Raw genomic sequence first — 25,538 nt, forward strand, 5'->3', positions numbered from 1 at the left:
GGCTCGGAGTCTGCGTGGCAGAAGGCCCATCGGCTGGAACGCACGAGAAACCGCTCTCGCACGTTTCGCTTCGATGCCTTCTACCGCGCAGACTCCTGGACCTCAGTCTCCAGCGCGGTGCACGCCGCCAGCGTCGGACAGGGCCCCACGCACACCGCCGGCAGACGCCCACGGTAGGCGTCAGCCGCGGCGCAACTGGTCGACCCTGGCGTGCAGGTCGTGCGTGAAGCTGCGGCGGTCGCGGCCCGCAGGCAGCTCGGTCTCGCCGTAGTGCACCACCGCTTCGATGGCCGGCGCGCTGAGAGTGCGCCAGATGGAGCCCACCAGCGTCTCGTCACCGATGTAGCTGGGTGCGAAGCTGGTGGCGCCCGTGGCGCGGTCCACGAACCGCAGGCCCACGGGCTGCACCGGGGCATTGGCGGCCACTGCGGCCTGCAGCAGGTTGGCGTGGAAGGGCAGCATCTCGCGCCCGTCACCCGTGGTGCCTTCGGGGAACACGGCCAGCACTTCGCCGCGCTGCAGCGCCTCCTGCATGGTCTTCACCATGCGCAGCGCGTCGCGGCGCGAACTGCGCTCAATGTAGAGCGTGCCGGCCGCCGTGGCCAGCGCGCCGATGATGGGCCAGCCCTGCACGTCGGCCTTGGACACGAAGCGGCAGTGGCGGGCCGCGTGCATCACGGGAATATCCAGCCAGGAAAGGTGGTTGGCCACCAGCATCACCGGCCCGGTGACGGGTGGCTGGCCCTGAATGCGCAGGTGGATGCCGGCGTGCGCCAGCAGCTGCATCGACCATGCCTGCACATGGGCGTGCTGCTGGTCGGGCGACAGCGCCGGGAACCGCAGCGCGACGATCCACACGCCCCGCGCGATGTGCGCCAGCATGCGCAGCAGGCGGCCCGTGGCGCGCAACAGTCTCATCGCCATGCCGGACGTGTGAGGTGGCAGCGCCCGTTCAGGCGCCGTCGAAGGCGATCTGGCCGCCCACCACGGTCATGCGCACGCGGCCCGGCAGCTCGTAACCCGAAAACGGGGTGTGCTTGCCCTGGCTGCGCAAGGCGCTGTCCTGCACCGTCCACGCGGCCCCGGGGTCGAAGACGCAGATATCGCCCACGCCGCCTTCCACGACCTGCCCCACGCTGGCCTGCAGGGTGCCCAGCGCGTTGCCCAGCACGCGCGCGGGCTCGCTGGTGACCACGGCCAGGGCGCGCACCAGCGGCACGCCGCTGTCCTGCGACCACTTGAGGGCGAGCGAGAGCAAGAGCTCCAGACCCGTGGCGCCGGGCTCGGCCTCGGCAAAGGGCAGGGTCTTGGCGTCTTCGTCCACCGGGGTGTGGTCGGACACCAGTGCGTCCAGGGTGCCATCGGCCAGCGCGGCGTTCAGCGCGTCGCGGTCTCGCTGCTGACGCAGCGGCGGCGACAGGCGCGCGCGCGGGTCGAAGAAGCCGATGTCCACGTCAGTCAAGTGCAGCGAGTTGATGCTCACATCCGCCGTCACCTTGAGGCCTTCGGCCTTGGCCTGGCGCACCAGCTGCACGCCAGCGGCGCTGCTGATGCGGCACAGGTGCACGCGGGCGCCGGTGGTCTTGAGCAGCTCGAAGATGGTGTGCAGCGCAATCGTCTCGGCCGCCACCGGCACGCCCGACAGGCCGAGCCGCGTGGCCAGCGGGCCGCTGGCCGCCACGCCCTTGCCCAGGTGCATCTCCTGCGGGCGCAGCCACACGGTGTAGCCATAGGTGGCGGCGTACTGCAGCGCGCGCTGCAGCACCTGCGTGCTGGCCAGCGGCACCTCGGCCTGGCCAAAGCCCACGCAGCCGGACTCGGTGAGTTCGGCCATCTCGGTCAGCACTTCGCCAGCCAGATTGCGCGTGAGCGCGCCCAGCGGGAAGAGGCGCGCCTGGTGCAGCTTCTCAGCGCGGAACTTGAGCATCTCCACCAGGCCGGGCTCGTCGAGCACGGGGTCGGTGTCGGGCGGGCAAACCAGGCTGGTCACGCCCCCGGCCACGGCGGCCGCCATTTCGGACTCGAGCATGCCCTCGTGCTCGTGGCCGGGCTCGCGCAGGCGCGCGGCCAGGTCCACAAGCCCGGGCAGCACGATGCAGCCCGACGCGTCCACCACGCGCTTGGGCGCGAAGTCGGGCGGCACACGGTTGACGCCCACGATGCGGCCCGCAGCGATGGCGATGTCGCAGGTCTGATCGAAGCCCGAGGCGGGGTCGATGACGCGGCCGTTCTGGATCAGGATTTTCATGATTTCAAGCCAAATTGGCCGTCAGCGCTTACTGGACAAGCGCTGAAAGCTATAAAAATAGGAGCATTCGTGCGCCAGATCACGCCTCGTTCCCCGCCACGATGGACATGACCGCCATGCGCACCGCAATGCCAAAAGTGACCTGCGGCAGGATCACGCTTTGCTTGCCATCGACCACGGCGGAGTCGATCTCCACGCCGCGGTTGATGGGGCCGGGGTGCATGACGATGGCGTCGGGCTTGGCCAGCTGCAGTTTCTCCTGCGTGAGGCCGAAGCTCTTGAAGTATTCCTGGCTGGACGGCAGCAGCGCGCCGCTCATGCGCTCGTTCTGCAGGCGCAGCATGATGACCACGTCGGCATCCTTGATGCCTTCTTCGAGCGTGTGGCACACGCGCACGCCCATCTGCGCCATGTCGGATGGCACCAGCGTGCGCGGGCCCACCACACGCACTTCGGCACAGCCCAGCGTGGTGAGGCCGTGGATGTCGGAGCGCGCCACGCGCGAGTGCAGCACGTCGCCCACGATGGCCACCGTGAGGTTGGAGAAATCCTTCTTGTAGTGGCGGATGGTGTACATGTCCAAGAGCCCCTGCGTGGGGTGGGCATGCCGGCCGTCGCCCGCATTGATCACGTGCACATGGGGCGCCACATGCTGGGCGATGAGGTAGGGCGCGCCCGATTCGCTGTGCCGCACCACGAACAGGTCCGCCGCCATCGCGCTCAGGTTGGCGATGGTGTCGAGCAGCGATTCGCCCTTGCTGGCCGAGCTGCGCGCGATGTCGAGGTTGATCACGTCGGCCGAGAGGCGCTTGGCCGCGATCTCGAAGGTGGTGCGGGTGCGCGTGCTGTTCTCGAAGAACAGGTTGAACACGCTCTTGCCGCGCAGCAGGGGCACCTTCTTCACTTCGCGGTCGTTCACCGACACGAAGTTGGCGGCGGTGTCGAGGATGTGCGTGACGATGTCGCGCGGCAGCCCTTCGATGGACAGCAGGTGGATCAGCTCGCCGTTCTTGTTGAGTTGGGGATTGCGCTTGTGCAGCACGGTCGGGCCTCTTTAATCTTTGTCCTGGACTTGGAACTGGAACGTGCCGCTGTCGCCCCGCGCGAGGGCCAGCGAGTGCGAGACGGGCAGGGCCACGCGGGCGGCGGCAAAGTCGGCCTGCACGGGCAACTCGCGCCCGCCCCGGTCCACCAGCACGGCCAGGCGCACGCTGGCGGGGCGGCCATAGTCGAACAGCTCATTGAGCACAGCGCGCATCGTGCGGCCGGTGTAGAGCACGTCGTCCAGCACCAGCACGTCGGCGCCGTTCACATCGAACGGCAACGCCGTCTGCGCGCTGTTGGCCAGCCCGCGCTGCGCGAAATCATCGCGGTGCATGGCGGACGACAGCACGCCCGCGGGGCCTTCCAGCCCCAGGTCCATTTGCAGGCGCTCGGCCAGCCAGGCACCGCCCGAGGCAATGCCTGCCAGGCGCGTGGTGGGGGTGAGCATGCTGCGCACGCCGCGCAGCAGCTCACGGTACAGCGCCTCGGCATCCAGCACCAGGTTGCCGGACGTTGCGGGGGAAGCGGGTGGGGGGGTGCTCATGGGAGACTCCTCAAAAACTGTTCCAGGATGATGCAGGCCGATGCGGCGTCTGCATCCTTGGCACCACCGGCAATGGCCTCGGTGGTGCTGTAGCGTTCGTCCACCTCGAACACCTGCAAGCCGAACCGGCCGCGCAGCTGGCGGCCGAACTTGAGCGCGCGCTGGGTGTTTTCATGGCTCGCGCCGTCGGGGTGGTAAGGCACGCCGATCACCAGGGCGTCGGGCTGCCATTCCTTGATGCGCTCGGCCACCTGGGCAAACCGGGCGTCGCCCTCGGCCTGGATGGTGCGCTGCGGCGTGGCACTGCGCAGCATGCGGTTGCCCGTGGCCACGCCGGTGCGCTTCTGGCCAAAGTCAAAAGCAAGAAAGGTCTGGAAATGCGCAGGAACGGCTGGCTGCTGGGGTGGCTGGGCGGGCACGCCGGTCATGCGTGCCCCGCCTCGGGCGACAGCATCCAGGCCTGGAGGCCCAGCAGCGACAAGGCCCGGTCGTAACGCTCGGGCACGGGGGTGTCAAAGATCACGGAGAGGTCGGCCGCCACGGTAAGCCACGCGTTCTCGGCCAGCTCGGACTCCAGCTGGCCCTCGCCCCACGAGGAGTAGCCCAGCGTGATCAGCACGCGGCGCGGGCCGGCGCCGGTGGACAGTGCTTCCAGCACGTCCTTGGAGGTCGTCATCTCCAGCCCGCCCGGAATGGTCATGGTGGACGCGTAGGCCGATTCGTCGGCCTCCGCCTTGTCGATCAGCATGGGCTCGTGCAGCACGAAGCCACGCTCGGTCTGCACCGGGCCGCCCTGGAACACGGGCTCGCGCGTGAGGTCTTCACGGCGAAGGGAGAGGTCCACCTTGTCGAAAAGGCCCTTCAGGGTGATGTCCGTGGGCTTGTTGATGATGAGGCCGAGGGCACCGCGCTCGCTGTGCTCGCACAGGTAAACGACGCTGCGCGCAAAAGACTCATCTTCCAGGCCGGGCATCGCGATCAGGAAGTGATGCGTCAGGTTGATGGGCGCAGAATCGAGAGACATCCCGCAATTTTAACGGTGAACATGCCCCCCTCCCCCGCGCCTGCCTACCCCTGCGGCCTCGTCTGGTTCCGCCGCGACCTGCGCGTGGAGGACCATGCCGCCCTGTACCACGCGCTCACGCAATGCGCACAGGTGCATTGCGTTTTTGTGTTCGATACCGACATTCTGGACGGGCTGCCCCGGGCGGACCGGCGTGTGGAATTCATCCGCGAGTCGCTGGTGGAGCTGCACGCATCGATGGGCGCGCTCTGCAGCCACCCCGATGGCGGCCTGATCGTGCGGCACGCCGCCGCGCGCAGCGCCATTCCCGCACTGGCGGAGGAGCTGGGTGCGCACGCGGTGTTTGCCAACCACGATGACGAGCCCGAGGCGCTTGAGAGAGACAGCGAGGTGCGCACGCGGCTCGCCAAGGCAGGCCGCGCTTTCCACACCAGCAAGGACCACACTGTGCTGGAGCGCAGCGAAGTGCTGACGCAGACGGGCAGCCCCTACAGCGTGTTCACGCCCTACAAGAATGCGTGGCTCAAGAAGGTGGATGCGTTCCAGCTGTCGAGCTACCCGGTGGAGCGGCATGCGCGACACCTTGCGCCGCGCCCCCCCGGCTGCCGCCAGCCGGTGCCCAGCCTGGCATCGCTGGGTTTCGAGCCCGCAGGGCTGGCCACACTGCGCATCCCCACCGGGGCCAGCGGTGCCCGGCAGCTGCTGGACGATTTTCTGGGCCGCATCGCGCGCTATGGTGAGACACGCGACTTTCCTGCGGTCAAGGGCCCGAGCTACCTGAGCGTGCACCTGCGGTTTGGCACCATCTCGCCGCGCCTGCTGGCGCGCACCGCCCATGGGCTGATGTGCGAGGGAAACCCGGGCGCCACCACCTGGCTCAGCGAGCTCATCTGGCGCGACTTCTACTTCCAGATCCTGCACCACCACCCCCATGTGGTGGGGCACAGCTTCAAGCCCGCGTACGACGCCATCCAGTGGGAGACGGGCCCCGAGGCCGATGCGCTGTTCGCCGCATGGTGCGAGGGCCGCACGGGCTACCCGCTGGTCGACGCCGCCATGACGCAGATCAATCAGACCGGCTATATGCACAACCGCCTGCGCATGGTGGTGGCCAGCTTTCTGGTGAAGGACCTGGGGCTGGACTGGCGGCGGGGCGAGGCCTACTTCGCCACGCAGCTCAACGACTTCGACCTGGCCGCCAACAACGGCGGCTGGCAGTGGGCCAGCTCAAGCGGCTGCGATGCCCAGCCGTATTTCCGCATCTTCAACCCCGTGAGCCAGAGCGAGAAGTTCGACCCCGAGGGGAAGTTCATTCGGCGCTACCTGCCCCAGCTGGCGGGGCTGCCCACCAAAGCGCTGCACGCGCCCTGGCGGGCCCGGCCGCTGGAGCTGCAGGAGGCGGGTGTGCGCCTGGGCGAGACCTACCCCCATCCGGTGGTGGACCACGAGGAGGCGCGCCGGCGTACCCTGGAGCGCTATGCCGTGGTGAAGGCCGGGACTGCGCCCTGAGGGGCTGAAAGGCGGCGCGGCAGGTCAGCACGGCACACCGGCCGCACCACCCTGGCGGTCACCGGCCGTTGGACGCGCTCGCCGCCGGGCGCGCGCTCATGCTCATGCCATCCACACTGAGCGTGCCCCCGGCCGCCAGGCGCAGCTTGAGCGAAAGGTCCGTGCGGTTGTCGGCGTGGGCGATAGCGTCCTCGGCCGAAATGGCGCCCGCCTCCACCAGCTTGAACAGCGAATGGTCGAAGCTGCACATGCCCTGCTCGGTGCCGCGGGTGATCGCAGTCTTGAGCTCGTCGACCTGGCCCTTCTGGATCAGATCCGCCACGTACGGGGTCAGCAGCATGATTTCGGTCGCCGGCACCAGGCGGCCCTGCACGCCTTTGATCAGCCGTTGCGCAATGACGCCGCGCAGGTTGAGCGACAGGTCCATCTGCAATTGCTTGTGCGCGTGTTCGGGAAAGAAGTTCAGGATGCGCTGCACCGCCTGGTTGGCATTGTGGGCGTGCAGCGTGGACACGCACAGATGCCCGGATTCAGCGTAGTGCAGCGCGTGCTGCATGGTGGCCCGGTCGCGGATTTCGCCGATCATGATCACGTTGGGGGCCTCGCGCATCGCGCGGCGCAGGGCCTCGTCGTACGAGCGTGTGTCGATCCCCACCTCGCGCTGCGTGATCAGCGATTTCTTGTGCGGGTGCAGGTATTCGATCGGGTCTTCAATGGTGAGGATATGCCCGCTGGCGTGGGTATTGCGGTGGTCCAGCATCGCCGCCAGCGTGGTGGTCTTGCCCGACCCCGCAGACCCCACGGTGAGGATCAAGCCCCCCTTGAGGAACGCCAGGTCCTTGAGCACCTGGGGCAAGCCCAGCTCGTCCAGCGAGGCAATGCTGCCTGCCACATGGCGGATCACCATGCCCACCTGGCCGCGCTGCAGGTGCACGTTGACCCGGAACCGGTCGCCCTCTGCCGTGGCATAGGAAAAGTCGCACTCCATGGTGGACTCGAACTCATGGTGCTGCGCCTTGCCCATGATGGAATACGCCATGGTGCGGATGTCCTGCGCGCGCAGCACCTGCTGGCTGATCGGCAGAAAAGCCCCTTGCCGCTTGACCGTGGGCGGAGCGCCTGCGAGCAGGAACAGATCCGAAGCCTTCTCCCGCGCCACCAGCGCCAGGCATGCAAGCAGGCGGCTGTCGCCGTACGGTGCGGGGGCGTTGCCTTCCAGCGAAACACCCGGTGGGTTCACGGAGTCCATAAGCTCAGATTCTGGGTTGAGGCGCGCAATGTGCGGGAGGGAAGAAAAAAACGCTCTGCCCCTTGCGGGGAGAGCGTCTTGCGAGTGCATCCAGGTCCGGTCAGACCTCTGCGGGTGCCGCCAGTCGGGCGTAGTGCTGGATCAGGCTGAGCAGTTCTTCGTCCGAATAGGGCTTGCCCAGGTAGTGGTTCACACCCAGCTCCATCGCATGCTCTCGGTGCTTCTCGGCGATCCGCGAGGTGATCATGATGATGGGCAGGTCGCGCAGTGCGCCGTCGGCGCGAATGTTGCGAGCCAGGTCGAAGCCGTCCATGCGCGGCATTTCGATGTCGGACAGCACCACCGTCGGGCGCTCTTCCTGCAGACGTTCCAGCGCCTGCAGGCCGTCGGCCGCCAGCGCAACCCGGTAGCCTTCGCGCTGCAGCAGGCGCTGCGTCACGCGGCGCACGGTGATCGAATCGTCCACCACCAGCACCAGCGGCACCTGGCTGGTGCCCATCAGCTGGGCAGACACCACGGCCTTGCCTGCGCCCGAACCACCGTCCACGTCCGCCGTGTCTGCGGCCGGCGGCAGGCCCACGCTGGCGGTGCGCACCTGCTCGCCATACACCGTTGCCAGAGCGACGGGGTTGTAGATCAGCACCACGGCCCCGGAGGCCAGCACGGACATCCCTGCCAGGCCTGGCAGGCGCGACAGCTGTGGCCCCAGGTTCTTCACCACCACTTCCTGGTTGCCCAGCACTTCGTCCACGTGCAGGGCAATGCGCTGCGAAGCGCTTCGGAAGATGACCACCGGGCGGGTCTTGCCGCCGGGCTCGTGGCTGCGGGCGGACGCCTGCAACAGAGCGCCCGACCAGAAGAAGGGAAGCTCTTCGGTGCCGTCGTCGAACACGCCCTTGCGGTACGCCTCGTCCAGGTCGGCCGCCGATGTGCGCCGCACGATTTCCACCACGTTGGCAGGCACACCGATGGCCAGATCGCCAGCGCGCAGCATCACCACCTGCGTCACCGCCGTGGTCAGTGGCAGCACCATCCGGAAGGCGGCTCCCTTGCCAGCTTCGGTGGACGTCTCGATGCGTCCGCCCAGGGCGTTGATCTCGGCGCGCACCACATCCATGCCGATCCCACGGCCAGAGAGGCCGGTGATCTCGCTGGCCGTGGAGAAGCCAGGCATGAAAATCAGATTGGCGGCCTCGGCGTCTGTCAGCTCGGCGTCCGGTTCGACGATGCCCTGCGCACGTGCCTTTTCGCGGATGCGGGGGAGGTTCAGGCCCGCACCATCGTCACGGAACTCCACCGAAACGTCGTTGCCTTCGTGGTGCAGTTCGATGGTGATGATGCCGGAGGCTGGCTTGCCTGCGGCCGTACGCACCTGCGGGTCCTCGATGCCATGGGCAACACAGTTGCGCAGCAAGTGTTCGAACGCGGGGGTCATGCGATCCAGCACGCCGCGGTCCATCTCGATGGACCCCCCGGTGATGTCGAGCTTGATCTGCTTGCCGGTTTCCTTGGACGCCTGGCGGACCACGGCGTAGAGCCGCTCGGAGATGCCTTCGAACTCCACCATGCGCGTGCGCAGCAGATCGCGCTGCAGTTCGCGCGCCTGGCGGCCCTGGGCAATCAGGTCGTCTTCGGCACCTTCCATGGCACGCTGCAGGTTGCGCTGCACGGTGGCCACGTCGTTGACCGACTCGGCCATCATGCGGGTGAGTTCCTGCACGCGGGTGAAACGGTCAAATTCCAGCGGATCAAAGCCGGCGGCGGAGTCCTTGGACAGGGCCAGGCGCGACTGCATCTGGGACTCGGCCTGCACCTCGATATCGCGCAGCTGCTGGCGCAACCGGTCCAGGTTGCCCGAAAGATCGGTCAGTGAGCTGCGGAACTGGCCCAGGCGCACATCCATGCGAGAGCGGCTGATCAGCACTTCGCCGGCCTGGTTCACCAGACGGTCGAGCAACTGGGCGCGCACGCGCACCGACTGGCTCGCCGCCACCCGCAGTGGCGCCAGTTGCGAAGGAACCGCCATGCGCACCGCAGGCGCGACCGGCCGGGCAGCGGCATCGGCGGCGGGCACTGCACCCACCGGCGCGGTGGAGCCCTCTGCAGCATCGGGCGCAACGCCTGCGGCGCCTGAGTCGTCCACAGGCGAAGAGATCGCCGTCGCTTCCGCTGGACTCTGGCCAATGGCACGCAGCGCTTCAAAATTGGCCTGCAGGCCGTCGAAGCTGGCCTGCAACGGCTCGATCTGGTCGGCGGTGACGGCTTCGGCATCGAGTTGTTCGATGGCCGATTCGAGCCGGTGGGCCATTTCGCCCAGGCGCATCGCCCCTGCCAGGCGGGAACTGCCCTTGAGCGTGTGCAATGCGCGCAGCACTTCGCTGCGTGCGCCCAGGTTGTCCGGCCGCGAAGCCCACTGGCGCAGCGCGCCTCCCAGCTGCGGCAGCAGTTCTGCCGCTTCTTCCTCGAAGATGGGGAACAGGTCGGGGTCGATGACGTCGATGGCATCGATGTCATCGTCCACGTCGGTGCTCATCGCGACAGCGTGCGCAATGGCGTCATCGACTTGCCGATCGTGGTCATGCACCACAGCCGAAAGCGCCGGCGCAACGTGGCCCGGCTGCACGGCCGAAGCCGCAGGCTCGGAATCCGCAACGGATTCAACCACCGGTTCTGCAAATGCAGCAGCGGCTTCAGGTTCGACCGCCATGTCGACCGCATCATCGGCAGCCTTCGACTCGAACGGCAGGTCGTCCTCTTCCTCGGGCGGCGACAGCGTGTTTTCTACTTCGGCTTCCAGAATCTGCCGCAGCTGCTCCACCACCTCAGGGTTCGGCTCCTTGAGGAAGCCTGCTGCAAACTGGTGCAGCAAGCGCCGGATGTCCTCAGCGGCGCCCAGAAAGGCCTGGGCCTGCTCGTCGGTGCCGCCCGATTGGAACTGCACATGCTGCAGGGCGTGCTCCAGCAGCCGCGACAGTTCCGACAATGCGGTGAAGCCCACCGTGGCAGAACTACCGGCGAGAGAGTGGGCCAGTGCAACGGCAGTGTCCGGCACGGGCTGGTGCAGCTCCAGCGACCACTCTTGCAGACATGTCACGAGGCGCCGCGACCATTCATCGGCCTCGTTAAGGTAGACGTTGTAGAGCGGGATGCCGATGCGCAGGGATTCAATCACCTTGACCGCGTCGTCGCCTGCGCCCTCCTCCAGCGGCAAGGCCTCGTGGATATCTTCCAGTCCGGAAGTGACCGCTGCGTCGGCAGGTTCGGCGGACGCTTCAAGTGCATCCTCCACGGAGGCCACCGGATCCTGCTCTGCGGGCGCTGCAACGGGCGCCTGCGCCTCATCGGGCGAGTCCAGCAGGCTTTCGAGTTCAGCGAGCGTGGCCGGATCGAGTTCGGAGACCTCCATGGCCTCGGTGGCCATCATGGACGGAGCGTCCTCGTCGGCGGGCATACCATCCGGGACCGACGCAGCCGATGACGCCCCGTCGGTCGGCGTCGCAGCGGCTTCATGGCCGTCGAGGTCCGGAAGCTCCAGGTCCAGGACATAGTCCACGCTGGCCGGGTCGTTGGCCGGGGATGCGTTCGGTGCCTCGTTCACTGCCGCCGCGAAGGCCGAGAAGTCGATGTCCTCGGCCATGTCGGGTGTCGCCACAGCGTCTGCAGACGCTTCAGGTGCGTCATCCGAAATCTGCGTGATCTCAAAGTCGGGCACTGCGAGTTCGTCGTCCAGAGCCTGTGCGAGTTCGGGCGTATCCAGGGACTCTTGAGCGACGGGCTCCGCGCCCTCGTCCACGCCGAGCGCCACATCGTCGGCCGCATCGGCACGATCCGCAGAGCCCATGGGCTCTTCCGGCATGGGCTCAGCTTGCTGCGCAGGCGAGTCGGCAGCGCCGTCGGTCGCGAAACCCAGGGGCACCAGCTTGCCATCCAGACGCATGGCGTCCGCCGACTTGCGGAAGGCATCCGTGCTCCAGCCCTGCGCCGTACCGCCCGCGATGTCGTCAGCCCACCGGCTGAATGCGCGCATCGCATCGGACGACAGCTGCAGCAGCTCGGGGTGCATGGGCTTTTGCTCCGCCAGCCAGGCGTTCAGCAATTGCTCCATCGACCAGGCCGCTTCGCCGAAGTCGTTCAGGCCCACCATGCGCGAACTGCCCTTGAGCGTGTGGAACGCGCGGCGCAGTGTCGTCTGTTCGCTGAGGTTGCCGGGCTCGTCTTTGAGCTGATCGATGGCAGCCAAGCCGGTCACCACCACCTCGCGCGCCTCCTCCAGGAAAACATCGAGCAGTTCATCCTCGACTTCCAGGGGGCGGACGACCGGTGCGGGCATTGCGGCAGAAGGAGCGGTCGGCTGCGATGCCGCAGTGTCTGCGGCGGGCAGCGCTCCATCAAACGAGATGTCGGGCGCCAGCGCCTGAGGCTCGTCGTGCGCAGAAGCCACAGGGGTGGGTGATGGTGCCGACGCGGATTCCGGGAAGGGCGCGAAGTCCGTGGGTTCGCCCTCCGGCTCGGGCGCGGGGAAACGCGGCACCACGTCGGGAAGGGGAAGACCTTCTCGCTCGTCGAGCTTCGTCGGGGCTTCGTCCACGGCGTCGGACGCACGGGCACGCGACTTGCCCATCAGGATGCGCAGCTCGCCCAGCTCCTCATCGTAGACAAACAGCTTGCGCGCCATGGTGCGCTGGTAGCTGAGCATGTCGATGAGAAAGCCCAAGGCGCCCAGGCTGTTGCCCAGCTTTTCGAACACGCCCTGGCGCTGGTCTTCCGGCACCTCGTTGATGAGCAGGCGTTCCACCGTGTCGCGCATGCGCACGACGGCCAGCGAGGCCTGGTCCAGGCCGAGCACGGAGAGCACTCCGCGCATTTGCGCAAGGTGCCCCGGCACCGTGGCGAGCACGGCCGTGTCCTGAGGGTTGCGGAAGAACTGGTCGAGGGATTTCTCGACTTCTCCCAGCGTGGCGCGCAATTCGTCCACCACGCTGCCCATGGTCTGGTTGTCGCTGACGCGGCGGTACAGCTCTTCCATCCACTGCTCGAGCGGTTCCGGCTCTGCACCTGCGCCCACGGCGTCCAGGCGCTCGGCCAGGCGTGTGGCGCGCGCGGCCATTTCCCCATCGGCGGCGTCCAGCTCTTCAAACGCCGCCTGCAGGTACAGCACCGACGTGGCAACCTCCATGGCCAGTGCAGCGGAGGGGGGTTCGCCGGAGCGCGTCGTGGCATCCAGCGCGCGTGTCAGCGACTGGGCCAGGCCTTCGCTGCCGGGATGCAGCTTGCGCAGCGAATCGCACACCAGGCTGAACTGGTCGGCGGCCGGCTTGAGCTTGTTGCGGTCGCCCCCTGCCAGGGCGGACCAGGTTTCCGTGGCCGACGCAATGCGCTTGCGCGCCTGCAGAAGCAGCGCGGGATCAAAACGGCCAAAACGCGCCGTTTCGTAGTCCACGGGCTTGAAGCGGTCCAGCGCAAACGCCTGTCGCACCGCCTGCAGCGACGGCAACCCCTGCTGCGCAGCCTCCGAGGGCTTGGCCTGCGAGCAGAAGAACAACAGATCCTGCACCAGCCGATCTGCAATGGTGGGATCGCCCTTGGCCAGGGTCGCGTACTGCATCAGCACGCGGGAGGCCACGCGCTTCACATAGACGTCGGCCGGCAAAAGGCCAGAGCCAAAGGCCTCGAAGAAGCCTGCGCAAATTTTCCAGAACGACCGCGTCTGCCGGTCGGAATGCGCAGCCACAAAACCCAGACAGGTGTCGCGCAGGCTCAAGGCCGCTTTCAGATCGCCTGTCTTGACGATTCGCAGGACCGCCGCGTCCAGTCGTGCACGTGCTTCCGGCCCGTAGGGCAAAGGGGGCGCGGCAACATGGCCTTCCGGCTCACGGAAGCGGCGTTCGACCGGCCACAAATCGGCAGGATGAACGCGATCGGCGCCAGCCAGGGCCTGCGCGTCGCGGTACTGCGGGAACAGGGCCACCGGCGAGGCAGGCTTTCCGGCAAGTACCGTCTCCAGGTACTCGATGAGCGCGAAGCTGGCGCGCTCGATCACGGCAGCCGCATCGTCGCTGCAGGTCTCTGGGCGCTGCACGAACTTCTGCACTGCTGTTTCCATCGACCGCAGCACCAGCGCCGGCGGGCCCATGCCCACCATTTCCAGCGCACCGCACGCCTGGTGCAGCTGTTGGCGCGCTATGCGCAGGGGGCCGGCATCCAGCGCGGCCAGATCGGATTCCCGCGCCGCTTCGGCATCGCGCACAAAGCGCCGCATGGCCTTGACGGCCCCGTCCAGCGACTTGCGCAGTTCGTCAAGCACCCACGCCAACGGCCCCAGGTCGTGCTCTCCCTGGCTCCCATCTGCGGCCGGTGCGTTGTTGACATCAATGGATGACATGGATTCGTCCCCGGCTGCAAAGAGCCAGCAAGTTGGTGACTACGTACTGCTGCGTCAGGCGATCTGTCAGGCGATCTTGAACCGAGACACCGACTGGCGCAGTTCTTCGGCCATGTGCGACAGTTCGCGCACCTGCTGCGCCGTGGAGCGCGTACCTTCACCGGTCTGCTCGGTCACCGCAAAAATGTGCTGGATGTTGTCGGCCACTTCGTTGGCCAGAACGGCTTCACGCGAAGTGGAGGAGGAAATCTGCTCGATCAGCTCGGCAAGGCGGCGCGACACGCGGTCGATTTCGGTCAGTGCGGTACCGGCAGAGTCTGAGAGGCGCGCCCCTTCCACCACACCCTGCGTGGAGCGTTCCATAGCGGCCACGGCATCCTGCGTGTCGGTCTGAATGGCCTTCACCAGCGCCGAGATCTGGCGCGTGGCATCTGCGGAACGTTCAGCAAGGCGCTGCACTTCTTCCGCCACCACCGAGAAGCCGCGGCCGGCTTCACCGGCAGACGCCGCCTGAATGGCGGCGTTCAGAGCCAGCACGTTCGTCTGCTCGGTAATGTCGGAAATCAGCTCGGTGATTTCACCGATCTCCTGCGAGGATTCACCCAGGCGCTTGATCCGCTTGGAGGTGTCCTGGATCTGGTCGCGGATGGAGTTCATACCACCGATCGCGTTCTGCACGGCCTGCAGGCCGGAGTCGGCGGCTTGCAGCGATTGGCGGGCCACCGTGGCGGACTCTTGCGCCTGTGTGGACACCTCGTTGATTCGGGTCGCCATGTCCAGAACGGAGCGGCCGGTTTCGCGAATTTCGCGCAGCTGCTCGGTCGAGGCCGCGAGCAGTTCGGTCGAGGTGGAGTCCACCTGAGCCGTCGTTTGCGCCACGCGGGTCGCTGTGTTCTGCACGCTGCCCACCAGCTGGCGCAGCTCTTCCACCGTGTAGTTCACCGAGTCGGCGATGGCGCCCGTGATGTCTTCCGTCACGGTGGCTTCCTGGGTCAGGTCGCCTTCAGCCACCGACTGCAGTTCGTTCATCAGTCGCAAAATGGCGGCCTGGTTGGCGTCGTTGACGCGCTTGGCCTCCTGCTCCTGGCGTTTGGCGTCCTTCTGCTGCATTTCAGCGTTGGCCTGGCGGCCCCGGCTGTCCAACAGCTGGACGCGGGAAATACCGATACCGCAAAGCACCACGAACAAACCTGCCAGTGCCAGGGCTGCTACTTGGCCGCCACCCAGACCCGTCTGGGCCGACAGCTTGGCCTGGAGGCCCTCCAGCTGGCGGCGCAGCGGCTCGCTGTCGGCAATGATCGCGGACTGTGCTTCACGGGCAGACACCAAGCCCTGCAGGTTGCCCAGAATGGCGCTGGCCTGGGTGCGGGTCTGCTCGTACAGCTTGATCAGCGCATCCAGCTGCTCGCGGGTCTGCGCATCCTTGGTCGGGGTCAGTCTCAGCTCAGGGCTGCCATCCAGCAGGCCCTGGGCAATTTCCTTGAACGAGTTCAGGTCCTTGCCGAGCAGGAACACGGCCTCGGGGCTCACGCCTTCCATCGTCTGGAATTCGTTGGCGGATTTACCGATGCGCTGGGTCAGCATCACCAGCTGACCCGCCGCAGAGATTTCGGCGGCCGGTGCGTTCTGCTGCAGCTTGAGCGAGGAAACCGTCTCGGCGATTTCCAGCAGGTCGGACGACTGGCGGTTGATGGTGCGCAGCGCATCACCCACCTGCGTCAGAATCTTTTGCTGACCCATCACCACACTGGCGTTGCGCTCGGCGCGCTCCATCAGGGGGTTCACGGCCTCCAGGTCTGGCTTGTAGGGTTCGCCGAGCGAATCCACACCCAGCTCTGCATCGCCGCTGTTGAGCGCACGCACGTTGCGCGCCAGAACGCCCGAGCTTTCCACCACGTCAGGGAACGCCTGGGGGCTGCCCACCAAGGCCTGCGACACCGACTTGGCAAGACGCTGCGACTGCATCAGCGACTGGCCCGTGGCGGCCAGCTGCTGCGCGGACCGGTCGGCCTGCTGCAGCACCCAGAACGCGATGGCCCCCAGCACCAGAACGCCCACGCCCAGCAGGGCCAGCAGGCGGCGCTGGTGGGCTGCTGCGGTGGCACTCCCGAGCAGCGGCAGGGTGATCAGGTCTTCCTCCGCATCGGGCGAAGTCAGTTCGGGGGCATAGCCACCCGCGTCGCCCTGAACACTGTTCAAGGCCTCCGAGGGATAACCATCGGCGAGCTGTGCCGCCTCCAGCGAGCCACCCCCCATGAGGTCACGCCCGTCGTCGGCATTGCCGGCATCCGACTCGGCGGGCTTCCGGTTGAACATTTTTCCAAATTGATTGACGACAGACATGGTGCAGCCTTACAGAAAAACTCAAGCACTGATGCTCAGGAAAGCGGGATGTTGGGACAGGAGCTGCAGGTTCAGCTCCTGCCAGCGCGTGCCAGTGGAATCGATATAGGTGGTGCCGAAGTATCCCGGCGAGCCTTCCGGCGGCGGCTCGGAGGTCATGAACGCATCCGTGCCACGCAGGCCCGAGAGGCGGTCCACCAGCAAGGCGGCGTTGACTTCCAGCGCGGCATTGAAGGACAGCAGGCTGGACTCGGCCAATTGCTGGTCGGAGCGGGGTGCCGTGGCACCCATGAGACCTGCCAGATCGACGACGCCGACCAGCCCGCCGCGCAGGTTGGCGACGCCCAGGAACCAGCTTTGTGTATAGGGAACCGCCTGCACGGGCACCCAGGGGAAGATCTCCCCGGACTGACCGAGTGGCAGCAAATAGAAACTCCCGGCGGACTCAACGGCCAGCCAGGAGGAAACAGAGGTACCTTCGGACCTTGCAGCCTGCAAGCGGCTGGCAAGTCGCGTCTGTAGCTCTCGAAGGGCTTCGCGGTTGGCCATGGACGCGCCGCAGCCTCAATTCAGAGCGTCGATTTTGGCTTGAAGCTCCGCAGGATCCACCGGCTTGGTGATATAGCCGCGCGCGCCCTGGCGCATCCCCCAGACGCGATCGGTTTCCTGGTTCTTGCTGGTGCACATGATGATGGGCACGTCGGCATACAGCGGATCACGGGTAATGGCACGGGTCAGCTGGAAACCGTTTTGGCCGGGCATGACCACGTCCATCAAAATCAGATCGGGCTTTTCTTCGGCGAGACGGCGAAACGCCTCATCGGCATTTTCAGCGGTACGCACTTGCATGCCTTTTTTCTGCAGCAGGTCGGTCAAAAACATCAACTCGGTCTTCGAGTCATCGACGACCAGCACTTTCTGGATAGGCATTACATCGCTCCTTGTTGGGCATTGCCAAACTGCTGCACCGCTTGCAGCAGTTGGTCTTTGGTAAACGGTTTGGTCAGATATTCCTGGCAGCCGACCATGCGCCCGCGCGCCTTGTCGAAAACGCCGTCCTTGGAGGACAGCATCACCACCGGAGTATCTGCAAAACGGGCATTGCGCTTGATGATGGCGCAGGTTTGGTACCCGTCGAGCTTGGGCATGAGGATGTCGCAGAAAATCAGTTGCGGCTGATAATCATTGACCTTGGCCAAAGCATCAAAGCCGTCGTCGGCCAACAAGACTTCGTGCCCCCCCTGCTTGAGAAAAATCTCGGCGCTTCGGCGGATGGTATTGCTGTCATCCACCACGAGCACTTTGAAAGATGCGCCTGTTGTAGTCAATTGTCACTGCTCCCGATGGAGAAAATAAACAACGCGGCAGCCGACGATCGTGCTGGCGCGCCTCAAATCTGAACCATCTCGAAATCTTCCTTGCGGGCGCCACATTCGGGACAGGTCCAGTTCATGGGCACCTGATCCCATGGAGTGTTGGGTGCAATGCCGTGCTCGGGTGAACCCTCGGCTTCGTCATAAATCCAACCGCAAATCAAGCACATCCAGGTTTTAGAGTCGATCACAGCTTAAAGGGCCTTCACTTAGAATGCAACGATTGTATCTAGTGATCTCCGCGGCCTGCTGCTTCTGTGCCACCCCTCTGGCAGGATCTGGTCCATGACCCCCAAAGCACCTTTCCCTTCCCCTGAAATCCCGGAAAAAGACGATGTCAGCGCGGAGGAGGCGACGCCCGCCTGCGTGCTCGTATTCAATGCCAGCGACCCCAGTGGCGCCGGCGGCCTGACGGCCGATGTCACCACGATCGCGTCGGTCGGGGGCCACCCGATTGCCGTCGTGACCGGGGCCTACGCCCGCGATACGGCGCAGATCTTTGACCACTTCAGTTTCAACGACGACGCCGTCGCCGAGCAGGCGCGCGCGGTGCTCGAAGACCTGCCGGTGCAGGCGATCAAGGTCGGCTTCGTGGGCAGCCCCGAGAACATCAGCACCATCGCCGAAATAACCACGGACTATGACGAAGTCCCGGTGATAGCCTACATGCCCAACCTGTCCTGGTGGCGTGAAGAACTGATCGACGAGTACCTCGACGCCTTCCGGGAATTGTTGTTACCGCAGACGTCGGTGTTGGTTGGAAACCACAGCACCCTGTGGCGCTGGCTGCTGCCGGACTGGTCGAGCGACCGCAGCCCCACGGCGCGCGACATCGCCCGCGCGGCGTCGGAGATGGGCGTTCCCTACACCTTGGTCACCGGCATTCCGCTGCCCGAGCAGTTTGTCGAAAACGTGCTGGCATCGCCCCAGGCCGTGCTGGGCAGCGGCAAGTTCGAGCTGTTCGATGCCACCTTCTCGGGCGCGGGCGACACCCTGTCGGCCGCGCTGACGTCCCTGGTGGCCGCGGGCAACGACCTGGGCGAGGCCACCAGCGAAGCGCTGGGCTACCTGGACCGCTGCCTGGACGCCGGTTTTCGCCCCGGCATGGGGCACATCGTGCCCGACCGCATGTTCTGGGCGCTGCCGGACGATGACGATGAAGAAGACGTTGCGGACGATGACGACGGCCCGGCCGCCGTCGGCCCCGCACCCGTGATTGATGAAGCGCAGGCCCTGGAGGGCTTTGTGCTGCCGCCCCATGACACCAAGCACTGACCTCAACATTCCCCTTTTCGAGCGCGCCAAGGCGCTGATCCCCGGCGGCGTGAATTCGCCCGTGCGTGCCTTCAAGGCCGTGGGCGGCACACCGCGCTTCGTCAAGCGTGCGCAAGGCGCCTATTTCTGGGACGCCAACGACCAGCGCTTCATTGACTACATCGGCTCCTGGGGTCCAATGATTTTGGGCCATGGTCATCCGGCCGTGGTGGAGGCCGTGCAGAAGGCCGCGCTCGAAGGCTTCAGCTTTGGCGCGCCGACCGAGCGCGAGATCGAGCTGGCCGAGGAGATCCTGGGCCTGGTTCCCTCCATGGAGATGATCCGCCTGGTCAGCTCGGGCACCGAGGCCGGCATGAGCGCCATCCGCCTCGCGCGTGGCGCCACGGGGCGCAGCAAGCTGATCAAGTTCGAGGGCTGCTACCACGGCCATGCGGATGCGCTGCTGGTCAAGGCCGGCTCGGGGCTGGCCACCTTCGGCAATGCCACCAGCGCGGGCGTGCCGCCCGAAGTGGTGCAACACACCATCGTGCTCGAATACAACAACCTTGCGCAGTTGGAAGAAGCCTTCGCACTGCACGGCAAGGAACTGGCCTGCCTGATGATCGAGCCCATCGCGGGCAACATGAACCTGGTGCGCGCGAGCGTGCCGTTCATGCAGCGCTGCCGCGAGCTGTGCACCGAATATGGCGCGCTGCTGGTGCTCGACGAGGTGATGACGGGCTTGCGCGTGGCGCTGGGCAGCGCCCAAAGCGTGTACGCCAACAGCATCCCGGGTTTCAAGCCGGACCTCACCGTGCTGGGCAAGGTGATCGGCGGCGGCATGCCCCTGGCAGCGTTTGGCGGCCCGCGCGCCATCATGGAACATCTCGCGCCCCTGGGCGCCGTGTACCAGGCGGGCACCCTGTCGGGCAACCCTGTGGCCACCGCCTGCGGCCTGGCCACGCTGCGCGAGATCCGCAAGCCCGGCTTCTTCGACGCGCTGTCGGCCCGCACCCGTTCGCTGGTCGACGGCCTGGCCGCCGCCGCGGCCGCTGAAGGTGTGCCCTTCAGCGCCGATTGCGAAGGCGGCATGTTCGGATTCTTCCTGCTGCCCGAGCTGCCCCAGAACTACGCCCAGGTGCTCCGAACGGATGGTGCGCGCTTCAACCGGCTGTTCCACGGCCTGCTGAATCGCGGCATCTACATCGCCCCCGCGCTGTACGAAGCCGGTTTCGTGAGCGCCGCACACACGGCCGACGACATCGCTACCACCGTGGCCGCCGCGCAAGAGGTTTTCAGGTCACTACAAAATTAGTAGCTATAAAACCTTTACCAGAAAGCGCTGAAGTCGTTTTTTGGCAAAATTCTGGCGGATTGCACCCGTCAGAGCAGGCCGCGCAGTTCCCGCGCAGCGTCCTGCAGCAAGGGCAGCATGTCGCGCAGCAGGCTGCCCTCGTCGACCTGCCGGGGCGACGCGACCACATTGAGCGCCGCCACCGTGTGGCCCTGCAGGTTGCGCAGCGGCACGGCCAGGGCGTGCACGCCCAGCTCGTGCTCCTCCACCGCCAGGCAGTAGTCGTGCTGCCGCGCCTGGGCAATGGCCTGGCGCAGCGGGCCGATCTGGGTGATCGTGCGGGGCGTGAGCCGCTGCAGCGTGCGGCCCTTGAGCCAGGCCGACAACTGCGCGGGCGGCAGCGCCGCCAGCAGCATGCGGCCGGTGGACGTGGGGTGCGCCGGCAGCCGCGCGCCCAGGTGCAGGCCGTAAGCCAGCACGCGCGACGGCGCGCCATACACCCCGCTGCGCGCCACGATCACCACCTCATCGCCATCGAGCACCACCGACGAGAACGACTGCTGTGTCTGCGCCGCCAGCCGGTTCAGCGTGGGCTGCAGCACGCGCGGCAGCCGGGCCGACGCCAGATAGCTGCCTGAAAAGCGCAGCACCTTGGGCGCCAGCCAGAAAAAACTGCCATCCGTCTCCAGGTAGCCCAGGTGCGCCAGTGTGAGCAGGTGCCGCCGCGCCGCCGCGCGCGTCAGGCCCGTGCGCTGCGCGGCCAGCGTGGCATTGAGCCGCTGGCGCTCGGTGTCGAAGCTCTCCAGCACCGCCAGGCCCTTGGCCATGCCTTCGATGAAATCCGCCTTGGCGATGGGGACGGCTGCCTGAACGATGGTCATTGCGCGATGATCGCACAACGCATCCACCCATCGCACGCAACTGCGGCGGCGGCCCACCTTCTTGACGCAGATCCACCTACGCTTGGCCGCATCGAACTTCACGAGGTTGCCCACCATGCGTACCCAGGTTGCCATCATCGGCGCAGGCCCCGCCGGCCTGCTGCTCGGCCAGCTGCTTTTCAAGTCCGGCATCGACGCCGTCATCATCGAACAGCGCAGCGCCGACTACGTGCTGGGCCGCATCCGCGCGGGGGTGCTGGAGCAAGTCAGCATGGACTTGCTCGACAAGGCCGGCGTGGGCGCGCGGGCGCATGCCGAGGGGCTGCCGCACGACGGCATCGAACTGCTGTTCAAGGGCCAGCGCCACCGCATCGACCTGCACGCCCTGACCGGCGGCAGCCGCGTGACGGTCTACGGCCAGACCGAGATGACCCGCGACCTGATGGACGCGCGCGCCGCGGAAGGGCTGACCACGGTGTACGAAGCGCACCACGTGAGCGTGCACGACTTCGACGGCGAGCAGCCGCGCGTGACCTACGAAAAGGACGGCCAGACCCACACCCTGCACTGCGACTTCATCGCAGGCTGCGACGGCTACCACGGCGTGTGCCGCGCCAGCGCGCCGGCCGACCTGCTCAAGACCTACGAGCGCGTCTACCCCTTCGGCTGGCTGGGCGTGCTGGCCGATGTGCCGCCGGTGTCGCACGAGCTGATCTATGCCAACACCGAACGCGGATTTGCGCTGTGCAGCATGCGCAGCGCCACGCGCAGCCGCTACTACGTGCAGGTGCCCGACACGGCGAAGCTGGAGGACTGGACGCTCGACCAGTTCTGGGCGGAACTGGGCAACCGCCTGGACCCGGAGGCCCGCGCCCACCTGGTGACCGGCCCGGCGCTGGAGATGAGCATTGCGCCGCTGCGCAGCTTCGTGGCCGAACCCATTCGCTTTGGCCGCATGTTCCTGGCAGGCGACGCGGCCCACATCGTGCCGCCCACCGGTGCCAAGGGGCTGAACCTGGCAGCCAGCGACGTGGGCTTTCTGTGGACGGCGCTGACGGAGTTCTACCAGGAGAAGTCCGCCGTGGGCATCGACACCTATTCCGACCGCTGCCTGCGGCGCGTGTGGCGCGCCGAGCGCTTCTCGTGGTGGTTCACCTCTTTGATGCACCGCTTTCCCGAGACCGGCGAATTCGGCCAGAAGATCCAAGAGGCAGAGCTGGACTACCTCGTCAACTCGCGCGCCGCCTCGGTCTCATTGGCCGAGAACTATGTTGGGCTGCCGATGAACTTTGGCGCTTGAACCTCACCTCCGTCCGGCAACTCGCATAAAAAAAAGCGGCTTCCTTGGAAGCCGCTTTTTGGTGGGTGCCCGCCGATGGAATCAATGCCGGAAGTGGCGCACGCCGCTGAACACCATGGCCACGCCGCGCTCGTCAGCGGCGGCAATCACCTCGTTGTCGCGCATCGAGCCGCCGGGCTGGATGACGCAGGTCGCGCCCGCATCCACCACCACGTCCAGGCCGTCGCGGAAGGGGAAGAATGCGTCGCTCGCCACCACCGTGCCTTGTAACGTCAGGCCGGCGTGACCCGCCTTGATGCTGGCGATGCGGGCCGAATCGAGGCGGCTCATCTGGCCTGCGCCCACACCCATGGTCATGCCGTCCTTGCAGAACACGATGGCGTTGCTCTTGACGTATTTGGCCACCTTCCAGGCAAAGAGCAGGTCTTCCATTTCCTGCGGCGTGGGTTGCTTCTTCGTCACCACCTTCAGGTCGGCGAGCGAAAGCTCATGGTTGTCGGCCGTCTGCAGCAGCAGGCCCGAGCCGATGCGCTTGGCATCCATCGCGTTGCGGCCGCGCTGCCAGTCCGTCGTGCCACCGGGCGAGGGCAGCGCGATCTTGAGCAGGCGCACGTTGGCCTTGGTCTTGAAGATCTCCAGCGCCTCGGCGGTGAAGTCGGGGGCCATCAGCACTTCGACAAATTGCTTGCTGACCTGGGCAGCGGCCGGGCCGTCCACCACGCGGTTGAAGGCGATGATGCCGCCGAAAGCGCTGGTGGGGTCGGTCTGGAAGGCCTTGCTGTAGGCGCCCAGGGCATCGGCGCCCACGGCCACGCCGCAGGGGTTGGCGTGCTTGACGATCACGCAGGCGGCAGTGTCTTCAAAGCTCTTCACGCATTCCCAGGCCGCGTCGGCGTCGGCGATGTTGTTGTAGCTCAGCTCCTTGCCCTGCAGCTGCACGCCGGTGACCAGCGAGCCGGGTGCGGGGTAAAGGTCGCGGTACAGCGCGGCCTGCTGGTGGCTGTTCTCGCCGTAGCGCAGGTCCTGCAGCTTGACGAACATGCCGTTGCTCTGGCCGGGGAACTGGGTGCGGGTGGGCACATAGGTTTCCGACAGCTTTTCTTCTTCGAAGTTGACGGACGAGAGGTAGTCGCTGATCGCGCCGTCGTACTGGGCGATGCGGTTGAACGCGGCCACCGACAGCGCAAAACGCAGCTTGTCGCTCAGCTTCCCACCAGCTTTGAGTTCAGACAGCACGGCCTCGTACTGATCCGCCGAGGTGATCACGCCCACATCCCTCCAGTTCTTGGCGGCGCTGCGCACCATGGCAGGACCGCCGATGTCGATGTTCTCGATGGCGTCGGCCAGCGTGCAGCCGGCCTTGGCCACGGTGGCTTCGAAGGGGTAGAGGTTGACCACCAGCAGGTCGATGGTGTCGATGCCATGCTCCTTCAAGGCGGCCATGTGTTCGGGCAGCTCGCGGCGTGCCAGCAGGCCGCCGTGCACCTTGGGGTGCAGCGTCTTCACGCGGCCATCCAGCATCTCGGGGAACTGCGTGACCTCGGCCACTTCGGTCACGGGCAGGCCCTTGTCGGCCAGCAGCTTGGCGGTGCCGCCGGTGGACAAGAGCTTGATGCCCAAGGCATGCAGGGCTTGGGCAAATTCAACGATGCCGGTCTTGTCGGAGACGGAGAGGAGTGCGTTCATGGTGGTGGTACCGAGTTTTGAATAAAAACAGGCTCCAGCGCTTATCTGTCAAGCACTGATAGCTATAACTTTAGTAGCAGCAAAAGAAGCCGTCAAAGCAGTTTGTGCAGTGCCAGCTTCTTGCGCAGCGTGTTGCGGTTCAGGCCCAGCCACTCGGCCGCACGCGACTGGTTGTTGTCGGCCTGCTGCATCACGACTTCCAGCAGCGGGCGTTCGACCACGCGCACCAGCATGTCGTACATGCCGTCGGGCGTCTCGCCGCCCAGGTCGCGAAAGTAGCCCTGCAGGCTCTCGCGCACGCATTCCTCAATGTGTTTCTTGCTCATGCAGCCAATCCCTCTTGTTCTTCTGTGTCGGCGTCCACGCCAGTGGCCACGGGCAGCCGGTCCATCTGCTGCCCCAGGGCATCCAGGTAGTCGGCCACGGCCTGCCACTGGGTGGCGCTGTCTTCAATGGTGTTGATGTGGGCCCGCAGCACTTCGCCGCCGGGCAGCGCACGCAGATACCACGCAATGTGCTTGCGGGCGCTGCGCACGCCGGTCAGTTCGCCGTACAGGCTGTAGTGGTCCTGCAGGTGCTCCAGCAGCAGGCGCTGCACCTCGGCCACCAACGGTGGCGCCAGGTGCTCGCCCGTGGCCAGAAAGTGGCCGATCTCGCGGAAGATCCAGGGCCTGCCCTGCGCCGCGCGGCCGATCATGATCGCGTCGGCCCCGGTGGCGGCGAGCACGTCGCGCGCCTTCTCGGGCGAAGTGATGTCGCCGTTGGCCACCACCGGCACCTTCACCGCCGCCTTCACGGCCGCGATGGTGTCGTATTCCGCATGGCCCTTGTAGCCCTGTTCGCGCGTGCGGCCGTGGACGGTGAGCATCTGGATGCCCACGCCTTCGAACTGGCGCGCGAGCTGCACCGCATTCTTGTGCTGCTGGCACCAGCCCGTGCGCATCTTGAGCGTGACGGGCACGTTGTAGGGAGCACAGGCCTCGACCACCGCAGCGGCGATCTCCACGGCCAGCGCCTCGTTCTGCATCAGCGCGGAGCCCGCCCATTTGTTGCAGACCTTCTTGGCCGGGCAGCCCATGTTGATGTCGATGATCTGCGCGCCGCGCTCCACGTTGTAGACCGCGGCCTCGGCCATCATGGGGGCGTCGGTGCCCGCAATCTGCACGGCAATCGGCCCGGGCTCGCCGTCATGGTTGGCCCGGCGCGAGGTCTTGAGGCTGTTCCACAGGTCCTTGCGCGAGGTCACCATCTCGCTCACCGCATAGCCCGCGCCCAGCGCCTTGCACAGCTGGCGAAACGGCCGGTCGGTCACGCCCGCCATCGGGGCGACGAACAGCCGGTTCGCCAGTGGAATGTGGCCGATGTGCATGGCAAGGAGGGGGAAAAATGCAGCGGATGCTGAAAAAG

21 protein-coding genes are annotated in these 25,538 nt (G+C 66.3%); 4 read left to right on the forward strand and 17 right to left on the reverse strand.

The features are described 5' to 3' along the window. Nucleotides 1-180: 180 nt before the first annotated feature. The 6 genes from ACOQFS_RS22560 to ACOQFS_RS22585 all read right to left on the reverse strand — a co-directional run bounded on the left by ACOQFS_RS22560 (nucleotide 181) and on the right by ACOQFS_RS22585 (nucleotide 4,860). Nucleotides 181-918, reverse strand: a complete 738-nt coding sequence (locus tag ACOQFS_RS22560; RefSeq protein WP_421565065.1) for a lysophospholipid acyltransferase family protein — start codon at nucleotides 916-918, stop codon at nucleotides 181-183. Between the two features lie 34 nt (nucleotides 919-952). Next, nucleotides 953-2,248 (reverse strand): dihydroorotase, encoded by a 1,296-nt coding sequence (locus ACOQFS_RS22565; protein WP_421565042.1) that lies wholly within the window; start codon nucleotides 2,246-2,248, stop codon nucleotides 953-955. Between the two features lie 79 nt (nucleotides 2,249-2,327). Then, complete coding sequence (locus tag ACOQFS_RS22570) at nucleotides 2,328-3,290, reverse strand: aspartate carbamoyltransferase catalytic subunit (protein WP_015015580.1); 963 nt, start codon at nucleotides 3,288-3,290, stop codon at nucleotides 2,328-2,330. Nucleotides 3,291-3,302: 12 nt separating this feature from the next. Continuing rightward, nucleotides 3,303-3,836: a bifunctional pyr operon transcriptional regulator/uracil phosphoribosyltransferase PyrR gene (pyrR, locus tag ACOQFS_RS22575; protein WP_421565043.1), complete on the reverse strand. Its 534-nt coding sequence runs from the start codon at nucleotides 3,834-3,836 to the stop codon at nucleotides 3,303-3,305. Continuing rightward, complete coding sequence (gene ruvX / locus ACOQFS_RS22580) at nucleotides 3,833-4,264, reverse strand: Holliday junction resolvase RuvX (protein WP_421565044.1); 432 nt, start codon at nucleotides 4,262-4,264, stop codon at nucleotides 3,833-3,835. The genes pyrR and ruvX overlap by 4 nt, the downstream gene beginning before the upstream one ends. After that, on the reverse strand, nucleotides 4,261-4,860 hold the full coding sequence (locus ACOQFS_RS22585) for a YqgE/AlgH family protein (protein ID WP_421565045.1): 600 nt from the start codon (nucleotides 4,858-4,860) through the stop codon (nucleotides 4,261-4,263). Before ACOQFS_RS22585 ends, ruvX begins: the two co-directional genes overlap by 4 nt. A 21-nt stretch (nucleotides 4,861-4,881) precedes the next feature. On the opposite strand from ACOQFS_RS22585, the gene ACOQFS_RS22590 reads away from it, so the two are divergent. Beyond that, nucleotides 4,882-6,369 (forward strand): cryptochrome/photolyase family protein, encoded by a 1,488-nt coding sequence (locus ACOQFS_RS22590; RefSeq protein ID WP_421565046.1) that lies wholly within the window; start codon nucleotides 4,882-4,884, stop codon nucleotides 6,367-6,369. 58 nt (nucleotides 6,370-6,427) lie between these two features. Here the strand turns inward: ACOQFS_RS22590 and ACOQFS_RS22595 are convergent, their stop codons facing one another. The 7 genes from ACOQFS_RS22595 to ACOQFS_RS22625 all read right to left on the reverse strand — a co-directional run bounded on the left by ACOQFS_RS22595 (nucleotide 6,428) and on the right by ACOQFS_RS22625 (nucleotide 17,907). After that, entirely contained in the window at nucleotides 6,428-7,618 is a 1,191-nt protein-coding gene (locus ACOQFS_RS22595) for a PilT/PilU family type 4a pilus ATPase (RefSeq protein ID WP_421565047.1), read from the reverse strand. Between the two features lie 100 nt (nucleotides 7,619-7,718). Then, nucleotides 7,719-14,000 carry an Hpt domain-containing protein gene (locus ACOQFS_RS22600; RefSeq protein WP_421565048.1) on the reverse strand — a complete coding sequence of 2,094 codons (6,282 nt, stop codon included), beginning with the start codon at nucleotides 13,998-14,000 and terminating at the stop codon, nucleotides 7,719-7,721. Between the two features lie 66 nt (nucleotides 14,001-14,066). Further along, nucleotides 14,067-16,343 carry a methyl-accepting chemotaxis protein gene (locus ACOQFS_RS22605; RefSeq protein WP_421565049.1) on the reverse strand — a complete coding sequence of 759 codons (2,277 nt, stop codon included), beginning with the start codon at nucleotides 16,341-16,343 and terminating at the stop codon, nucleotides 14,067-14,069. A 21-nt stretch (nucleotides 16,344-16,364) separates the two neighbouring features. Further along, nucleotides 16,365-16,892 (reverse strand): chemotaxis protein CheW, encoded by a 528-nt coding sequence (locus tag ACOQFS_RS22610; protein ID WP_421565050.1) that lies wholly within the window; start codon nucleotides 16,890-16,892, stop codon nucleotides 16,365-16,367. A 15-nt stretch (nucleotides 16,893-16,907) separates the two neighbouring features. Continuing rightward, entirely contained in the window at nucleotides 16,908-17,273 is a 366-nt protein-coding gene (locus ACOQFS_RS22615) for a response regulator (protein WP_010459520.1), read from the reverse strand. After that, nucleotides 17,273-17,671 carry a response regulator gene (locus ACOQFS_RS22620; protein WP_034692846.1) on the reverse strand — a complete coding sequence of 133 codons (399 nt, stop codon included), beginning with the start codon at nucleotides 17,669-17,671 and terminating at the stop codon, nucleotides 17,273-17,275. Before ACOQFS_RS22620 ends, ACOQFS_RS22615 begins: the two co-directional genes overlap by 1 nt. Nucleotides 17,672-17,733: 62 nt before the next feature. Next, the gene (locus ACOQFS_RS22625; protein ID WP_008903269.1) at nucleotides 17,734-17,907 is read right to left on the reverse strand and encodes a rubredoxin; all 174 of its coding nucleotides are present in this window, start codon (nucleotides 17,905-17,907) and stop codon (nucleotides 17,734-17,736) included. A gap of 94 nt (nucleotides 17,908-18,001) precedes the next feature. Here ACOQFS_RS22625 and thiD point away from each other — a divergent pair, with 94 nt between their 5' ends. Both thiD and hemL read left to right on the forward strand, forming a co-directional pair. Beyond that, on the forward strand, nucleotides 18,002-18,991 hold the full coding sequence (thiD, locus tag ACOQFS_RS22630) for a bifunctional hydroxymethylpyrimidine kinase/phosphomethylpyrimidine kinase (RefSeq protein WP_421565051.1): 990 nt from the start codon (nucleotides 18,002-18,004) through the stop codon (nucleotides 18,989-18,991). Further along, nucleotides 18,975-20,285 (forward strand): glutamate-1-semialdehyde 2,1-aminomutase, encoded by a 1,311-nt coding sequence (hemL, locus tag ACOQFS_RS22635; protein ID WP_421565052.1) that lies wholly within the window; start codon nucleotides 18,975-18,977, stop codon nucleotides 20,283-20,285. Before thiD ends, hemL begins: the two co-directional genes overlap by 17 nt. A 68-nt stretch (nucleotides 20,286-20,353) precedes the next feature. On the opposite strand, the gene ACOQFS_RS22640 is transcribed toward hemL, so the two are convergent. Next, nucleotides 20,354-21,145 (reverse strand): IclR family transcriptional regulator domain-containing protein, encoded by a 792-nt coding sequence (locus ACOQFS_RS22640; RefSeq protein ID WP_421565066.1) that lies wholly within the window; start codon nucleotides 21,143-21,145, stop codon nucleotides 20,354-20,356. Between the two features lie 115 nt (nucleotides 21,146-21,260). Here ACOQFS_RS22640 and pobA point away from each other — a divergent pair, with 115 nt between their 5' ends. Continuing rightward, nucleotides 21,261-22,445 carry a 4-hydroxybenzoate 3-monooxygenase gene (gene pobA / locus ACOQFS_RS22645; protein WP_421565053.1) on the forward strand — a complete coding sequence of 395 codons (1,185 nt, stop codon included), beginning with the start codon at nucleotides 21,261-21,263 and terminating at the stop codon, nucleotides 22,443-22,445. A gap of 81 nt (nucleotides 22,446-22,526) precedes the next feature. Here the strand turns inward: pobA and purH are convergent, their stop codons facing one another. The 3 genes from purH to dusB form a co-directional block, all read right to left on the reverse strand. Beyond that, a complete protein-coding gene (gene purH, locus ACOQFS_RS22650; protein WP_421565054.1) occupies nucleotides 22,527-24,131 on the reverse strand; it encodes a bifunctional phosphoribosylaminoimidazolecarboxamide formyltransferase/IMP cyclohydrolase in 1,605 nt (534 codons plus the stop codon). Between the two features lie 92 nt (nucleotides 24,132-24,223). After that, on the reverse strand, nucleotides 24,224-24,457 hold the full coding sequence (locus ACOQFS_RS22655; RefSeq protein WP_421565055.1) for a Fis family transcriptional regulator: 234 nt from the start codon (nucleotides 24,455-24,457) through the stop codon (nucleotides 24,224-24,226). Further along, nucleotides 24,454-25,500 carry a tRNA dihydrouridine synthase DusB gene (dusB, locus tag ACOQFS_RS22660; RefSeq protein ID WP_421565056.1) on the reverse strand — a complete coding sequence of 349 codons (1,047 nt, stop codon included), beginning with the start codon at nucleotides 25,498-25,500 and terminating at the stop codon, nucleotides 24,454-24,456. Before dusB ends, ACOQFS_RS22655 begins: the two co-directional genes overlap by 4 nt. Between the last annotated feature and the right edge of the window lie 38 nt (nucleotides 25,501-25,538).

Source organism: Paracidovorax sp. MALMAid1276 (assembly GCF_049198005.1).
Lineage (GTDB): Bacteria > Pseudomonadota > Gammaproteobacteria > Burkholderiales > Burkholderiaceae_C > Acidovorax.

Coding starts and splice junctions, on each gene's coding strand:
- ACOQFS_RS22560 (WP_421565065.1), bottom strand. CDS start 918: ATGAGACTGTTGCGCGCCACGGGCCGCCTGCTGCGCATGCTGGCGCAC.
- ACOQFS_RS22565 (WP_421565042.1), bottom strand. CDS start 2,248: ATGAAAATCCTGATCCAGAACGGCCGCGTCATCGACCCCGCCTCGGGC.
- pyrR (WP_421565043.1), bottom strand. CDS start 3,836: ATGAGCACCCCCCCACCCGCTTCCCCCGCAACGTCCGGCAACCTGGTG.
- ruvX (WP_421565044.1), bottom strand. CDS start 4,264: ATGACCGGCGTGCCCGCCCAGCCACCCCAGCAGCCAGCCGTTCCTGCG.
- ACOQFS_RS22585 (WP_421565045.1), bottom strand. CDS start 4,860: ATGTCTCTCGATTCTGCGCCCATCAACCTGACGCATCACTTCCTGATC.
- ACOQFS_RS22590 (WP_421565046.1), top strand. CDS start 4,882: ATGCCCCCCTCCCCCGCGCCTGCCTACCCCTGCGGCCTCGTCTGGTTC.
- ACOQFS_RS22595 (WP_421565047.1), bottom strand. CDS start 7,618: ATGGACTCCGTGAACCCACCGGGTGTTTCGCTGGAAGGCAACGCCCCC.
- ACOQFS_RS22600 (WP_421565048.1), bottom strand. CDS start 14,000: ATGTCATCCATTGATGTCAACAACGCACCGGCCGCAGATGGGAGCCAG.
- ACOQFS_RS22605 (WP_421565049.1), bottom strand. CDS start 16,343: ATGTCTGTCGTCAATCAATTTGGAAAAATGTTCAACCGGAAGCCCGCC.
- ACOQFS_RS22610 (WP_421565050.1), bottom strand. CDS start 16,892: ATGGCCAACCGCGAAGCCCTTCGAGAGCTACAGACGCGACTTGCCAGC.
- ACOQFS_RS22615 (WP_010459520.1), bottom strand. CDS start 17,273: ATGCCTATCCAGAAAGTGCTGGTCGTCGATGACTCGAAGACCGAGTTG.
- thiD (WP_421565051.1), top strand. CDS start 18,002: ATGACCCCCAAAGCACCTTTCCCTTCCCCTGAAATCCCGGAAAAAGAC.
- hemL (WP_421565052.1), top strand. CDS start 18,975: ATGACACCAAGCACTGACCTCAACATTCCCCTTTTCGAGCGCGCCAAG.
- ACOQFS_RS22640 (WP_421565066.1), bottom strand. CDS start 21,145: ATGACCATCGTTCAGGCAGCCGTCCCCATCGCCAAGGCGGATTTCATC.
- pobA (WP_421565053.1), top strand. CDS start 21,261: ATGCGTACCCAGGTTGCCATCATCGGCGCAGGCCCCGCCGGCCTGCTG.
- purH (WP_421565054.1), bottom strand. CDS start 24,131: ATGAACGCACTCCTCTCCGTCTCCGACAAGACCGGCATCGTTGAATTT.
- ACOQFS_RS22655 (WP_421565055.1), bottom strand. CDS start 24,457: ATGAGCAAGAAACACATTGAGGAATGCGTGCGCGAGAGCCTGCAGGGC.
- dusB (WP_421565056.1), bottom strand. CDS start 25,500: ATGCACATCGGCCACATTCCACTGGCGAACCGGCTGTTCGTCGCCCCG.